Below are 13,643 nucleotides of genomic sequence, written 5' to 3' on the forward strand. Positions count from 1 at the left end.
AGGTTAGGCTGGCTGGTCAGGGCCCCGGAGCCGTACGGCCCCAGAGAGAAGACGGAACGTTGCTGCAGGACATCGAGCACCACCTGGCCTGCCCGCACTGCGCGCAGGCCCTCACCCGGCACGAGCGCACCCTGCGCTGCCCCGCCGGGCACAGCTTCGACCTCGCCAAGCAGGGATACGTCAGCCTCCTCGCCGGCGACGCCCACACCGGCACCGGCGACACCGCCGACATGGTCGCCGCCCGCGCCGACTTCCTCGCCGCCGGACACTACCGGCCCATCGCCGACGCCCTCGCGCAAGCCGCCGCCGAAGCGCTGGCGCAGACCGCCGGAGACGACCGGCCGGGCGGCGACGGGCTGGGTGGCGACGGGCTGATCGCCGACCTCGGCGCCGGCACCGGCCACTACCTGGCGCACGTCCTCGACGCGCTGCCCGGCCGGGCCGGCGCCGCCCTCGACATCTCCAAGTACGCGCTGCGCCGCGCCGCCAAGGCCCACCCCCGGATCGGCGCCGTGGTCTGCGACGCCTGGCGGCCCCTGCCGCTGCTCGACGGCGCCGCCGACCTGATGCTCAACGTCTTCGCGCCGCGCAACGGGCCCGAGATCCACCGCGTGCTGCGCCCCGGCGCCACCCTGCTGCTGGTCTCGCCGACCGCGCGGCACCTGCGCGAACTCGTGGACGCGCTCGGGCTGTTGTCGGTCGACGAGGACAAGCAGCGGCGGATCGACGAGAAGCTCGGCCCGTACCTGGCGCCGGCCGGGCGGCGGGAGATCGAGTTCACCCTGCGGCTCGGGCCGGCGGACGTGCGGACCGTCGTCGGGATGGGGCCCAGCGCCTGGCACACCGATCCGGACGCCCTCGCGGCGGCGCTGGGCGCGCTGCCGGAGCCGGTCGAGGTGACGGCCTCGGTGACGGTGGCTGCCTACCGGCGCTGAGCGCCCGTCCGGGCGGGACACCGGTCCGGGCGGATCACCGGTTCGGGTGCGGGCCGTCAGCACCCGGTCGGCGGGGGCGCCACGTTGGGATGAACCTGTTCGTGCAGGCACGTTTCTGTCGGGTGGCCTGCGGCTAACGTCCGACCCGTGAACCGCGACGCCAGTCGGCCCGCCGCGCCGGCCCACCCCCGACCGTCCGCCCCGGAATCCGCCCGGCCGTCCGCGCCGGCGGCCGACCGACCGCCGCTGCCGGAATCCGCCCGGCAGTCCGCGCCGGAACCCGAGCAGCCGCCGGTGCCGCGCCCGACCGTCGAGGAGCTCCGGCTCACCTCGTTCAAGTCCTACCGGCGTGCGACGCTGCCGCTCGCGCCCCTCACCGTCCTGCACGGCCCCGCCGGCGTCGGCAAGTCCAACGCCCTCGACGCGCTCGCCGTCCTCTCCCGGCTCGCCCTCGGCGAGGAGATCGCCGGCTCCCTCAACGGCCTGCCCGACCGCACCGGCCCGCTCGCCACGCCCGTCCGCGGCGGCCTCGACGGATGCCTCCCGCACGGGCGCGAGGCCATCGGCCTCGGCTGCACCGTTCGCTCGCCGCACGGCACGATCCGGCTCGACCTCGTCATCCGCGCCGACGAACCGGTCCGGATCGTGCGCGAGACGCTCACCCTCGACGGCCGCACCCTCGTCGAGACCGGGGAACAGGACGTGCGCCGCCGGCGCGTCAACGTCTGCTGGCACAACGACACCCGGCAGGGCGACATCCGGGCGCCGCTGCCCAGCAGCACCATGATCACCGCGCAACTGCCGCTGCGGGTCGCCGGCTCCTCGCGCGGCGAGCGCAAGGTCCTCGCCGCCGTCGAGGACCTGCTCACCGCGCTGCGCGAGGTCTTCCCCCTCCACCCCGTCCCCGCCCTCATGCGCGGCTGGGCCAGGGCCGACCCGCAGGCCCGGCTGCGCAGCAACGCCGCCAACATCTCCGCCGTCGTCGACCGGCTCAGCAACGAATGCCCGCGCCGGTACGGCAAGCTGCTGCGGGTCGCGCAGGCCGCCGCGCCGTACGCGCTGCTCGGGATCGACCTCGACCACCGGGACACGGCGGCCGGGCGGCGCGTCCTCGCCGTCTTCGACGAGGGCGTTCGCGGGCGCACCCGGGCCGACCAGGCCTCGGACGGCATGCTGCGCCACCTCGCGTTCGCCGCGGTGCTGCTGACCGGTGCCGGGGTGCTCGACCTCGACGTGGCCGCCGAGGTGCCGTGGGCGCACCGGCAGCTCACCGTGCTCGCCGAGGACCTCGGCTCCGGGCTCTCCACCGAGCAGGCCGCGTCGCTGCTGCGGCTGGCGCGCGACATGTCGGGGCGCAACCAGTTGCGGGTCCTGGCGGCGCTGCAGGAGCCGGCCGCGGCGCGCGAAGCGCTCGGGGGCGGGGGCGGGCGCGGGGCGCTGCTGGTGGAGTGCCGGCGGGACCCGGGCTCGGGGGTCACCGTGCTGCGGCCGGAGCCGGCCCGGGTGCCGGCGCAACGGGCGGTGGGAGCGGATGCGGTAGACCTGGGGGAATGAGCGAACGAGAGACGGGGGCGGCCGGGCCGTCCACCGGTGCGGCGGGGGCCTCGGGGGCCGGCGGCCCGACCCTGGAGGCGCTGCGGCAGCGGCTGGTGGACTTCGCGGCGGCCCGGCGGTGGGAGCCCTTCCACACCCCGAAGAACCTGGCGGCGGCGCTGAGCGTGGAGGCGGGCGAGCTGCTGGAGATCTTCCAGTGGCTCACGCCCGAGCAGGCGGCCGAGGTGATGTCGGACCCGGAGCGGGCCCACCGGGTGCGCGACGAGGTCGCGGACGTCCTCGCGTACCTGGTGCAGTTCTGCACGGCGGTCGGGGTGGACCCGCTGGAGGCGCTCGCGGCCAAGATCGAGCGGAACGAACACCGCTTCCCGGTGCCCGGCGCGGCGGCCGACGTCAACTCGGACGTGAGCGACCAACCCGTGTGAGGGACGAAGTTATCCACAACCCCGGAGTTGTCCACAGGTTCCGGGATGGTGGATGCGGGCCCGCGCCGATTTCCGCACGCTTTCGCCGTGACCACCTGACCCGCCCCTCGGCGGCGGTGGTCGACGGCGAAACGCGAGCGAGAGGAGCGGTGTCCATGGAGGCGCTGCGCATGATCAAGACGGCTCGGCACGCGCTGGCCTCGGCCAGACACGTGCCGGACGTGCTGGCCGAGGCGCGGCAGGCCGCGCTGCTCACCGAGGCGGTGGGCGCCAGGCTGGCGGAGCTGGACGACGACGAGCTGACCGGGCTCGGCCAGCAGCTCTCCGAGGCGGGAGCGCACGCGGCGGTCTGCCTGGACCGCTCGGTCGTGCGGGCCGCCGTGGTGAGCGGCGGGCGGGCCGGTCGGCTCACCGAACTCGGCGACCTGGGGCCGACCCTGGGTGCGCTGGACGGGCTGCTGCGGGACGTCGGGGAGACGCTGGTGGTGCTGGCCTGCGGGGCCGACACCGAGAGCATCTACTGGACGTGCATCGACGGTGTCGACGCGGTATCGGACTGCCAGGACCTGGCGGAGCGGCTGCGGAAGGCGGCGGGCCGGGGCGCGGGAGAGGAGAGCACGGTGCTCGGCGGGGCCGCCGAGGCGGAGCGGGCCGGGCGGGGGTCGCCCTTACTGGAGGTCCGGCTCGGCCCGCCGGGTGAGGAGGGGAAGGAGGCGCCGGACTACCGGGTGCCCGGCGCGGCCGGAGCGTCGGAGGTGTCGGTGCCGGTGGGGTAGCCGGCGGCGCCGCGGGGGCCGGGAGACTGGAGCTCGGCGAGGTCCGCGGTCACCGAGGCGAGCAGTTCCTGCATCTGTTCGAGCAGGCTCTTGGGCGTGCTGCTCGGGAGCTGCGGCGTGGCAGACGGTTCGGACATGACGGGACCTCTTCGGATCGGTAGTGCAGTGTGAAACGGCCGACGGTGGCTCGGCCGTTGCGGCGGGGGTGGCTGATGCCCGGCCACCGTGGGCAGGCGCCCCCGCCGCAGCACTCAACGAACCGCTCCGGGGGCCGGTCACCGGCTGCCACCCGATGTGGTCCAACTCCGATACGGGGTAAGCCTCCCGGGTGATCCGGGGTTGCTGCCGCAGGGCGGCCTGCGTTAGGCGCCGAGTGGGCGAGGCGGGCAGGTAGGCGGGCATGTAGGCGGGCGGGTAGGCGAGCGCGCGCGAGTGGGTGAGGCGGGCGGCGGACAAGTGGGTGAGGGCGGCGGCCCGCGGGCGGAGGGTGGAGGGAAGGGCGCGCTCAGGACGGCCCGCGGTGTCTGCTCGGCGCCGGGCGGGGCCCGGCGCCGAGCAGCAAGGGAAGGGCGGGTGGAGGGAGAGGGCAAATATTGGGCCTCGGCGCCGCGGGCCCGCGGCGCCGAGGCCCTGGGAAGAGCGGTCCTGCGGCGTGGTGCCCGCCCTCGGGGATGGCCTCGGCTCTGCAAGGTGCGGTGATTGCAGGCGCCCAGGGGTTCGCCGCCCCGCGCGGTGGCGCGGGGCGGCGGGATGAGCCCTCCATGCGCACTCGTGGGTTGGTGGCTGCTGGGCGCTGGCGTGCCCGGCGCCCAGCAGCCCGGAGGAGGTGGTGCGGCGGCTTTGGGGTGGCGGCTTGGGGCGGTGGGTGGGCAGGGGGTGGGGGAGGGGGGAGGGGCCAAGGAAATGCGAGAGGGGCAAATGTTGGCCCCGGCGCCGCCAGTTCGCGGCGCCGAGGCAGGAAGGCCTCGGGGTGGGCGGTGTCCGTCCGCCGATGTTGGGGCGACTCGGGGTGAAAATTGGCCCTTGGTGCCGCGGGTTGCGGCACAGGGAGCCAGAGGGCCCCTCAGGGGGTAGCCGGTTCGGGGCGGGGTGCGGCTTGCGGTTCTCGCGCGGGCCGATCGGTGGGTGCCGCTGAAAAGCTGAGCCGCCTGGCCCTCAACCCATGAGGGGCGAAAATTGGCCCCCGGGCGGACGGGCCGTGGCAGCCGGCGTCAACCTCGCGCCGCGCTGTTGGGCCGACCGTGCGAAGGTGTTCAACTTCCCGATCCCGCACGGTGGATGATCATGCCCGCGGCGTTGGTAGCGTCGGCAGACGGCCGCGGTGGGACGGCGGCCGCGCGCGAGTGTCGACACACCTGAGAGAGGGTCACATGGCTCCCAAGACGATCCGCCGTGCCGTCATCCCGGCGGCGGGGCTGGGCTCCCGGCTGCTGCCCATGACCAAGGCGACCCCGAAGGAGATGCTGCCGGTCGGGGACAAGCCGGTGATCGAGCACACCGTCCGGGAGCTGGTGGATTCCGGCGTCACCGACATCACCATCGTCGTGTCGGGCGACAAGAGCCTGATCCAGGAGCACTTCCGCCCCAACCCGGTGCTGGTCGAGCAGCTGCGCCGGGACGGCAAGGCGGCGTTCGCGGACGCCGTCGAGGAGATCGGGGAGCTGGCCCGCAAGGGCCACATCAGCTACCTCTACCAGCAGGGCCCGTACGGCAACGGCACCCCGGTGCTGAACGCGGCGCGGCACTTCGGGGACGAGCCGTTCCTGGTGCTGTGGCCGGACGACGTGTTCGTCGCCGAGGTGCCCCGCGCGCAGCAGCTGGTCCGGGCGTACGAGCAGACGAACGCGCCGGTGCTGGCGCTGATGCCGATGGCGCCGGAGGACTCGTACCGCTACGGCGTGCCGGTGGTGAAGGAGGACCTCGGCGGCGGGTCGCTGCGGATCAGCGGCCTGGTGGAGAAGCCGAAGCCGGCCGACGCGCCGTCCGCCTACGCGGCCATCGGCGGCTACGTGGTCACCCCGGGCATCGTCGACGAGATCCGCGAACTCACCCGCCGCTGGCACGAGAAGCCGGAGGACGAGGTGTACCTGACCGACGCGATCAACGCCTACGCGGCCCGCCGCGCCGTGTACGGGCAGGTCATCGACGGCACCTGGTACGACACCGGCAACCCCGTCGCCTACCTGCGCGCCCAGTTCGCCACCGCCCTCGCCGACCCCGAGTACGGGCCGGAGCTGCGCCGCCTCGCCGCCGAACTCACGCCCGACGAAGGGTGATTCGCGAACGCCGCCGTCCCCCGGACGAGTGAAGCCGGGTGCCGCGCCGCCGCCCGGCAGGCCAGACTGGGGCGATGCGTGAGGACGAGGACGAGTCGCTGGCGGAGTGGGCCGCGCGGCGGGAGCAACGGCGGCGCCCGGTCGGGAAGTTGCGGGCGGTGCGGCTGGCGGACGGGCAGCGCGTCGGCGCCCACGTGACGCCGGACGAGCCGCGACTGATCATGCGCTGGGACGGCTACCAGTGGCTGCCCGACGCGGTGGTGGAGGACTACGCCGCCGCGCAGCGGGCGCTGTACGGCGTCGAGGGCGACGGCGTGGTGAGGTCGGACGGGTCGACCCCGGGCCATCCGACACCGGGCCTCCCGACCCCGGGCCACCCGACCCCGGGTCGGCAGGACAAGGCGCCGGGCCGCCACCGCAAACCGTCCTGAAGCACCCGGGAGAGCGAACGGGCCCGGCCGCCGGGAATTCGGCGTCCGGGCCCGGGATCCGGTGCCCCGAAGGTCAGTTGTGCGCGTGCAGGTCGGCGTTCAGGCCGCCCCAGGAGCCGGAGCGGGCGATGACCTCGACCGCGCCGGTCTGCGAGTTGCGGCGGAACAGCAGGTTGTCCTGCCCGGACAGCTCGACGGCCTTGGCGACCGTGCCGTCCGGGGTGGTGACCCGGGTGCCGGCGGTGACGTACAGGCCGGCCTCGACGACGCAGTCGTTGCCGAGCGAGATGCCGATGCCCGCGTTGGCGCCGAGCAGGCAGCGCTGGCCGACCGAGACGACCTGCTTGCCGCCGCCGGACAGGGTGCCCATGATCGAGGCGCCGCCGCCGATGTCGCTGTGGTCGCCGACGACGACGCCCGCGCTGATCCGGCCCTCGACCATCGAGGTGCCGAGGGTACCGGCGTTGAAGTTGACGAAGCCCTCGTGCATCACGGTGGTGCCGGCGGCCAGGTGCGCGCCGAGCCGGACGCGGTCGGCGTGCGCGATGCGCACCCCGCCCGGGGCGACGTAGTCGGTCATCCGCGGGAACTTGTCGACGCCGTACACGGCCAGCTGGCCGCCCTGGGCGCGCACCGCGAGGCGGGCCTGCTCGACCTGGTCCACCGGGACGGGGCCGATGCTGGTCCACGCGACGTTGGCGAGCAGCCCGAAGATGCCGTCCAGGTTCTGCCCGTGCGGCTGGACCAGGCGGTGGCTGAGCAGGTGCAGCCGCAGGTAGACGTCGTGCGTGTCGAGGGGCTTCTCGTCGAGCGAGGCGATGGTGGTGCGCACGGCGACGACCTCGACGCCGCGGCGGGCGTCGGTGCGCAGTGCCTCGGCGGCGCCGGCGCCGAGCTCGGCCTCGGCCTGCTCGGCGGTCAGGCGGACGGTGCCGGCCGGGCCGGGCTCGTCGGCCAGCGCGGGGGCCGGGTACCAGGTGTCGAGGACGGTGCCGTCGGCGGCGATGGTGGCCAGGCCGGTGGCCACGGCACCGTTCGGGCGGGGGGTGGTGGATTCAGCAGTCACACCGAGCACGTTAACCAATGCCGGGGCCCGCTGCCGAACACGCCCAGCGTCCGGACGCGCGGCCCGCGCGCACCCGCCGGGCGGGAAAACCCGGTGCTCAGCGCCCCTGCGGTCGGAGATACTCGCTCGGGTGTTCATGTCGATCTCCACCACCGGCAGCGCCGAGAGCCCGGCCACGGATCTCGGGTTCCTGCTGCACAAGCACCCCGGCAAGGTCCAGCGGTTCAGCACGTCGCACGGCGAGGCGCACGTCTTCTACCCCGAGGCGGGGGAGGAGCTGTGCACGGCCGCGCTGCTGCTGGACGTCGACCCGGTCGCGCTGGTCCGCAAGGGCCGGGGCAAGGGCCGTGGCGGCTCGCCGGACTTCGCGCTCTCCCAGTACGTCAACGACCGCCCGTACGCGGCGTCCTCGCTGCTCGCGGTGGCGTTGCGCACGGTGTTCCGCTCGGCGATGAAGGGCGACTGCCCGCTGCGGCCCGAGCTGCCCGGCCGGGCCCGCCCGTTGCGGATCGCGCTGCCCGCCGTGCCGGCGAACGGCGCGGGCGAGGGCGGCGGGCCGGCCATGGTGGCCCGGTTGTTCGAGCCGCTGGGCTGGCGGGTCGAGGCGGCGGCGGTCCCGCTGGACGAGGCGTTCCCGGAGTGGGGCGAGTCCCGGTACGTGCGGGTCGAGCTGTCCTCGGACGCGGCCCGGCTGGCGGACGCCCTGCAGCAGCTGTACGTGCTGCTGCCGGTGCTGGACGGCGCCAAGCACTACTGGGTCGCGCCGGACGAGGTGGACAAGCTGCTCGCCGCCGGCGAGGGCTGGCTGGCCGACCACCCGGAGCGCGCCCTGATCACCCGCCGCTACCTGGCCCGGCGCTGGTCGCTGACCCGGGCCGCGATGGAGCGCCTGGAGCTGGCCCGGCTGGCGGAGGCGGACGACCGCGAGGTCGAGGAGATCGACAACGCCGTCGACGACCGCCCCGACGAGGAGGCCCCGGAGAGCGCGCCGGAGGGCGCAGCGGAGTCCACCGCGGAGTCCACCGCGGAGGAGCAGCAGCCCAGGCCGCCGTCCCTCGCCGAGCAGCGCCGCACCGCGATCCTCGCCGCCCTGCACGAGGCCGGCGCCGCCCGGGTCGCCGATCTCGGCTGCGGTCAGGGCGAGTTGATCGGTGCCCTGCTGAAGGACTCCCGGTTCACCGAGGTCCTCGGCGTGGACGTCTCCGTGCGCGCGTTGCAGGCCGCGCGCCGCAAGCTGCGCCTGGAGCGGCTGCCGGAGCGGCAGGCGTCCCGGGTGCGGCTGGCGCAGGGCGCGCTGACGTACACCGACGCGCGGCTGAAGGGCTACGACGCGGCGGTGCTGTGCGAGGTGATCGAGCACCTGGACCTGCCGCGGCTGCCCGCCCTGGAGTACGCGGTGTTCGGCGCCGCCCGGCCGCGGGCGGTGGTCGTCACGACACCCAACGCCGAGTACAACGTCCGCTGGGAGACGCTGCCGGCGGGCGAGCACCGGCACGCGGACCACCGTTTCGAGTGGTCCCGCGCCGAGTTCCGCGCCTGGGCCGAGAAGGTCGCGGCCGCGTACGGCTATGCGGTGGAGCTGCGGCCGGTCGGCCCGGAGGACGGGGAGGTCGGCGCGCCCACCCAGCTGGCCCTGTTCACGGCGGGTACGACGTTCCCGACCGCGGGCACGACCGAGGCCACGGCCGAAGCCCCGGTCGAAGGTACGACCGAAGCCACGACCGAGGCCACGACCAAAGCCACGACCGACGGTACGACCGAGAGCGGCACCCCCGCGAAGCCCGAAGGAGGCGAGCCCCGATGACCGATGACGCAGCGCCGAAGCCCGACCAGGAGCCGGCGGCCCCCCGCCGCCTCCCCGTCACCGACGTCTCCCTGGTCGTGCTGATCGGCACCAGCGGCGCGGGCAAGTCCACCTTCGCCCGCCGCCACTTCCTGCCCACCCAGGTGGTCTCCTCGGACTTCTGCCGCGGCCTGGTGGCCGACGACGAGAACGACCAGTCGGCCTCCGCCGAGGCCTTCGACGTGCTGCACTACATCGTCGGCAAGCGCCTCGCGGCGGGCCGCCTGACCGTGGTGGACGCCACCAACGTCCAGCCGGAGGCGCGCCGACAGCTGGTCGCGATCGCCCGCGAGCACGACGTGCTGCCGATCGCGATCGTGCTGGACGTCCCGCCGGGGGTGTGTGCCGAGCGCAACCGCTCCCGCCCGGACCGGCAGTTGCCCGCGCACGTGATCCCGCGCCAGAACCGCGAGTTGCGCAGGTCGCTGCGGGGCCTGGAGCGCGAGGGCTTCCGCAAGGTGCACGTCCTGCGCGGAGAGGCCGAGGTGGCGGCGGCCGAGATCGAGCTGGAGAAGCGCTACAACGACCTGCGCCACCTGACCGGCCCGTTCGACATCGTCGGCGACATCCACGGCTGCCGGTCCGAGTTGGAGACCCTGCTGACCCGCCTCGGGTACACCCTCGTCCGGGACGAGGAGGGCCGCCCGGTGGACGCCGCCCACCCGCGGGGCCGTACCGCCGTGTTCGTCGGCGACCTGGTCGACCGCGGCCCGGACACCCCGGGCGTGCTGCGCCTGGTGATGGGCATGGTGGCGGCCGGCCACGCGCTGTGCGTGCCCGGCAACCACGAGAACAAGCTGGGCCGCGCGCTGGACGGCAAGAAGGTCACCGTCTCGCACGGCCTGCGGGAGTCGCTGGACCAACTGGCCCAGGAGTCCGACGAGTTCAGGGCCGAGGCGCGCGCGTTCATGCGCGGCCTGGTCAGCCACTACGTGCTGGACGGCGGCGCCCTGGTGGTCTGCCACGCCGGTCTGCCGGAGAAGTACCACGGCCGCAACTCCGGCCGGGTGCGCTCGCACGCGCTGTACGGGGAGACCACCGGCGAGACCGACGAGTACGGCCTGCCGGTGCGCTACCCGTGGGCGGAGGAGTACCGCGGCCGGGCGCTGGTGGTGTACGGCCACACCCCGGTGCCGACCGCGGGCTTCGTCAACAACACCATCTGCCTGGACACCGGCTGCGTCTTCGGCGGCAGCCTGACGGCGCTGCGCTACCCGGAGCGCGAGCTGGTGGGCGTCGAGGCGGAGCGGGAGTGGTACGCGCCGGTGCGCCCGCTGGTCACGGACGCGCCGGGCGCCCGCGAGGGCCGTCCGCTGGACCTCGCCGACGTGGCGGGCCGCCGGATCGTCGAGACCGCCCTGCACGGCCGGATCGCCGTCCGGGAGGAGAACGCGGCGGCCGCGCTGGAGGTGATGAGCCGTTTCGCGCTGGATCCGCGGCTGCTCGCCTACCTGCCGCCGACGATGGCGCCCACCCCGACGTCCCGCCGGGACGGCTACCTGGAGCACCCGGAGGACGCGTTCGCGGCCTACCGCGCGGACGGCGTGCGGCACGTCCTGTGCGAGGAGAAGCACATGGGCTCGCGCGCGGTGCTGCTGGTCTCCCGGGACGACGCGGCGCTGGAGCGGCGCTTCGGTGCGGCCGGCCCGGGCGCGATCTGGACCCGGACCGGCCGGGCCTTCCTGGCCGACGACGGGCTGACCGGGGCGATCCTCGGCCGGGTCCGGTCGGCGGCCGAACGGGCGGGCCTGTTCGAGGAGTTGGGCACCGACTGGCTGCTGCTGGACGCCGAGCTGATGCCGTGGTCGCTGAAGGCCGTGGAGCTGCTGCGCCGCCAGTACGCGGCGGTCGGCGCGGCGGCCGGCGCCGCGCTGCCCGAGGTGCTGTCCGCGCTGGAGCGGGCCGCCGGGCGCGGGCTGGACCTGGCGGAGCTGACCGCCCGGCAGCGGCGGCGCTCGGCGGACGCGCGGGCCTTCACCGAGGCGTACCGGCGCTACTGCTGGCCGACCGAGGGGCTGTCGGGCATCCGGCTAGCGCCGTTCCAGCTGCTCGCCGCGGAGGGCGTGAACCTCGCGGTGCGCCCGCACGACGAGCACCTGGCCCGGATCGACCGCCTGGTCGACGCCGACGAGGCCGGGTCGGCGGAGGTGGGGACGCAGGTGCTGCGGCGCACCGGCCGGCTGCTGGTCGACACCGGGGACGAGGCCTCGGTGGCCGCCGGCACCGCCTGGTGGGAGGAGCTGACCGGTGCGGGCGGCGAGGGCATGGTGGTCAAGCCGCTGGCCTCGCTGGTGCGGACGGTCCGCGGCGAGGGCCGCCCGGGCGGCCTGGTGCAGCCGGGCGTGAAGGTGCGCGGCCGGGAGTACCTGCGGATCATCTACGGTCCGGACTACACCGAGCACCTGGACCGGCTGCGCGAGCGCGCGCTCGGCCACAAGCGGTCGCTGGCGCTGCGCGAGTACGCGCTGGGCCTGGAGGCGCTGGACCGGCTGGCGGCGGGGGAGCCGCTGTGGCGGGTGCACGAGCCGGTGTTCGCGGTGCTGGCGCTGGAGTCGGAGCCGGTCGACCCGCGCCTGTAGCGGCGGCCGTGAGGGGGAGTTCCGTCCGGGGCTCCCCCTCTCCCTCCTCGATTCTGCATATAAATTCGTACTCTCGTATACACTTGCCGCCTTCCGCTCGATCCCGTCAACGTCCACGTCACACCAGGAGCCCGGCATGGCCTTCAACCTCCGGAACAGGCACTTCCTCAAGGAGCTCGACTTCACGCCCCAGGAGTTCCGCTTCCTGGTCGACCTCGCCGCCTCCCTGAAGGCGGCCAAGTACGCGGGCACCGAGCAGCCCCGGCTGCGCGGCAAGAACATCGCGCTGATCTTCGAGAAGACCTCCACCCGCACCCGCTGCGCCTTCGAGGTCGCGGCCCACGACCAGGGCGCCACCACCACCTACCTGGACCCGGCCGGCTCGCAGATGGGCCACAAGGAGTCCGTCAAGGACACCGCCCGGGTGCTGGGCCGGATGTTCGACGGCATCGAGTACCGCGGCCACGGCCAGGAGGTCGTCGAGGAGCTGGCCGAGTACGCCGGCGTCCCGGTCTGGAACGGTCTGACGGACGAGTGGCACCCCACCCAGATGCTGGCCGACGTGCTCACCGTCACCGAGCACACCGCCAAGCCGCTCACCGAGGTCGCGCTCGCCTACCTCGGCGACGCCCGCTCCAACATGGGCAACTCGCTGCTGGTCACCGGCGCCCTGCTCGGCATGGACATCCGGATCGTCGCCCCGCGCGCGCTCTGGCCGGCCGAGGACGTGCAGAAGGCGGCGCAGGCCCTGGCCGAGCGCAGCGGCGCCCGGATCACCCTGACCGAGGACGTGGCCGCCGGGGTGGCCGGCGCCGACTTCCTCTACACGGACGTCTGGGTGTCGATGGGCGAGCCCAAGGAGGTCTGGGCCGAGCGGATCGAGCTGCTCAGGCCGTACCAGGTGTCCATGGACACCGTCCGGGCCACCGGCAACCCGGACGTGAAGTTCCTGCACTGCCTGCCGGCCTTCCACGACCTCGGCACCTCGCTCGGGCGGCAGATGTACGAGGCGACCGGCATGACCGAGCTGGAGTGCACCGACGAGCTGTTCGAGTCGGCGCACTCCGTGGTCTTCGACCAGGCCGAGAACCGGCTGCACACCATCAAGGCGGTGCTGGTCGCCACCCTCGGCGCCTGAGCGGGCGCCCGACGAGGGCCCCGCCGAGAGGGCCTCGCCGAGAGGGCCCGACTACTTCTCCAGCTTCACGCAGGCCACCCGGTCGCCCGCCGCGTGCGGCCCGGCCGGGGTGCCCGCGTGCAGCACCAGCGAGCGCGCCCCGCCCGGCCGCGGCTGCCACGCCACGGCGGCCGAGGCGGTGCCGTCGCCGTGCGCGTCGGTGCGCAGCACCATCCGCAGCTCGTTGCGGGCGTTGGCGTACGCCGGGTCGGTGGACGGCTGCACCGGGTCGACGGCGTCCTGGTAGTGCGGCCCGGAGGCGGCCGGGTCGGCCCCGCAGCTGCCGGTGTGCAGGTGCACCGGGAACTCGTGGGCGGGGGCCAGCCCGGTCGCCGTCAGGGTGAGCACCGTCCGCCCGGGCGTCGAGCGATCGGTGACCACCCGGGCGTGCGAGCCGTACGGGACCAGGTCCTGGGCGTAGCTGATCGCGGCCGGCGGGACGAACGCGGTGGCCGGGTCGAAGTCGGCGTCGACGACGGAGACCGGCGAGGCGGCCGGGGCGAGCAGGGCCAGCGGCAGCAGGGCGGCGGCGAGCGGAGCGGTCATCGGGCGGGCCTTCCGGGGGCGGGGCGACGGTCGCC

General features: G+C 74.8%; 12 protein-coding genes. 9 read left to right on the forward strand and 3 right to left on the reverse strand.

The window, feature by feature from the left end; genetic code table 11:
- The first annotated feature begins 59 nt into the window (after positions 1-59).
- The 4 genes from AB2U05_RS22055 (at position 60) to AB2U05_RS22070 (ending at position 3,690) form a co-directional block, all read left to right on the forward strand.
- A complete protein-coding gene (locus AB2U05_RS22055) occupies positions 60-935 on the forward strand; it encodes a putative RNA methyltransferase (RefSeq protein WP_369184025.1) in 876 nt (291 codons plus the stop codon).
- Positions 936-1,082: 147 nt separating this feature from the next.
- Positions 1,083-2,489, forward strand: a complete 1,407-nt coding sequence (locus AB2U05_RS22060) for an ATP-binding protein (protein ID WP_369184026.1) — start codon at positions 1,083-1,085, stop codon at positions 2,487-2,489.
- On the forward strand, positions 2,486-2,914 hold the full coding sequence (locus AB2U05_RS22065) for a nucleotide pyrophosphohydrolase (RefSeq protein ID WP_369184027.1): 429 nt from the start codon (positions 2,486-2,488) through the stop codon (positions 2,912-2,914). The genes AB2U05_RS22060 and AB2U05_RS22065 overlap by 4 nt, the downstream gene beginning before the upstream one ends.
- A gap of 155 nt (positions 2,915-3,069) precedes the next feature.
- Positions 3,070-3,690, forward strand: a complete 621-nt coding sequence (locus tag AB2U05_RS22070; protein ID WP_052707716.1) for a DUF6099 family protein — start codon at positions 3,070-3,072, stop codon at positions 3,688-3,690.
- Here AB2U05_RS22070 and AB2U05_RS22075 read toward each other — a convergent pair.
- Positions 3,636-3,827: a hypothetical protein gene (locus tag AB2U05_RS22075; protein WP_045703887.1), complete on the reverse strand. Its 192-nt coding sequence runs from the start codon at positions 3,825-3,827 to the stop codon at positions 3,636-3,638. The genes AB2U05_RS22070 and AB2U05_RS22075 overlap by 55 nt on opposite strands.
- Before the next feature lie 1,233 nt (positions 3,828-5,060).
- Between AB2U05_RS22075 and AB2U05_RS22080 the strand changes: the two genes are divergently transcribed.
- Together AB2U05_RS22080 and AB2U05_RS22085 are read left to right on the forward strand one after the other, a co-directional pair.
- Complete coding sequence (locus AB2U05_RS22080) at positions 5,061-5,966, forward strand: UTP--glucose-1-phosphate uridylyltransferase (protein ID WP_045696904.1); 906 nt, start codon at positions 5,061-5,063, stop codon at positions 5,964-5,966.
- A 74-nt stretch (positions 5,967-6,040) separates the two neighbouring features.
- Complete coding sequence (locus AB2U05_RS22085) at positions 6,041-6,397, forward strand: DUF6087 family protein (protein WP_369184028.1); 357 nt, start codon at positions 6,041-6,043, stop codon at positions 6,395-6,397.
- A gap of 73 nt (positions 6,398-6,470) precedes the next feature.
- Here the strand turns inward: AB2U05_RS22085 and dapD are convergent, their stop codons facing one another.
- Positions 6,471-7,463, reverse strand: coding sequence for a 2,3,4,5-tetrahydropyridine-2,6-dicarboxylate N-succinyltransferase (gene dapD / locus AB2U05_RS22090; protein WP_045696900.1), 993 nt, complete (start codon positions 7,461-7,463; stop codon positions 6,471-6,473).
- Between the two features lie 130 nt (positions 7,464-7,593).
- Here dapD and AB2U05_RS22095 point away from each other — a divergent pair, with 130 nt between their 5' ends.
- The 3 genes from AB2U05_RS22095 (at position 7,594) to argF (ending at position 13,023) form a co-directional block, all read left to right on the forward strand.
- Complete coding sequence (locus AB2U05_RS22095; RefSeq protein WP_369184029.1) at positions 7,594-9,267, forward strand: 3' terminal RNA ribose 2'-O-methyltransferase Hen1; 1,674 nt, start codon at positions 7,594-7,596, stop codon at positions 9,265-9,267.
- Positions 9,264-11,885 carry a polynucleotide kinase-phosphatase gene (locus AB2U05_RS22100; protein ID WP_369184030.1) on the forward strand — a complete coding sequence of 874 codons (2,622 nt, stop codon included), beginning with the start codon at positions 9,264-9,266 and terminating at the stop codon, positions 11,883-11,885. Before AB2U05_RS22095 ends, AB2U05_RS22100 begins: the two co-directional genes overlap by 4 nt.
- Positions 11,886-12,021: 136 nt before the next feature.
- Entirely contained in the window at positions 12,022-13,023 is a 1,002-nt protein-coding gene (gene argF / locus AB2U05_RS22105; RefSeq protein WP_045710129.1) for an ornithine carbamoyltransferase, read from the forward strand.
- Between the two features lie 51 nt (positions 13,024-13,074).
- Here argF and AB2U05_RS22110 read toward each other — a convergent pair whose 3' ends face one another.
- A complete protein-coding gene (locus AB2U05_RS22110; RefSeq protein WP_045696894.1) occupies positions 13,075-13,608 on the reverse strand; it encodes a hypothetical protein in 534 nt (177 codons plus the stop codon).
- Positions 13,609-13,643: the final 35 nt, after the last annotated feature.

It is taken from the genome of Streptomyces sp. Y1 (assembly GCF_041053115.1).
GTDB lineage: Bacteria > Actinomycetota > Actinomycetes > Streptomycetales > Streptomycetaceae > Kitasatospora > Kitasatospora rubellomurina.

Bases quoted from the DNA above. Each gene is read 5' to 3' on its own strand.
- AB2U05_RS22065 (WP_369184027.1), top strand. From the start codon at position 2,486: ATGAGCGAACGAGAGACGGGGGCGGCCGGGCCGTCCACCGGTGCGGCG.
- AB2U05_RS22070 (WP_052707716.1), top strand. From the start codon at position 3,070: ATGGAGGCGCTGCGCATGATCAAGACGGCTCGGCACGCGCTGGCCTCG.
- AB2U05_RS22075 (WP_045703887.1), bottom strand. From the start codon at position 3,827: ATGTCCGAACCGTCTGCCACGCCGCAGCTCCCGAGCAGCACGCCCAAG.
- AB2U05_RS22080 (WP_045696904.1), top strand. From the start codon at position 5,061: ATGGCTCCCAAGACGATCCGCCGTGCCGTCATCCCGGCGGCGGGGCTG.
- AB2U05_RS22085 (WP_369184028.1), top strand. From the start codon at position 6,041: ATGCGTGAGGACGAGGACGAGTCGCTGGCGGAGTGGGCCGCGCGGCGG.
- AB2U05_RS22100 (WP_369184030.1), top strand. From the start codon at position 9,264: ATGACCGATGACGCAGCGCCGAAGCCCGACCAGGAGCCGGCGGCCCCC.
- argF (WP_045710129.1), top strand. From the start codon at position 12,022: ATGGCCTTCAACCTCCGGAACAGGCACTTCCTCAAGGAGCTCGACTTC.
- AB2U05_RS22110 (WP_045696894.1), bottom strand. From the start codon at position 13,608: ATGACCGCTCCGCTCGCCGCCGCCCTGCTGCCGCTGGCCCTGCTCGCC.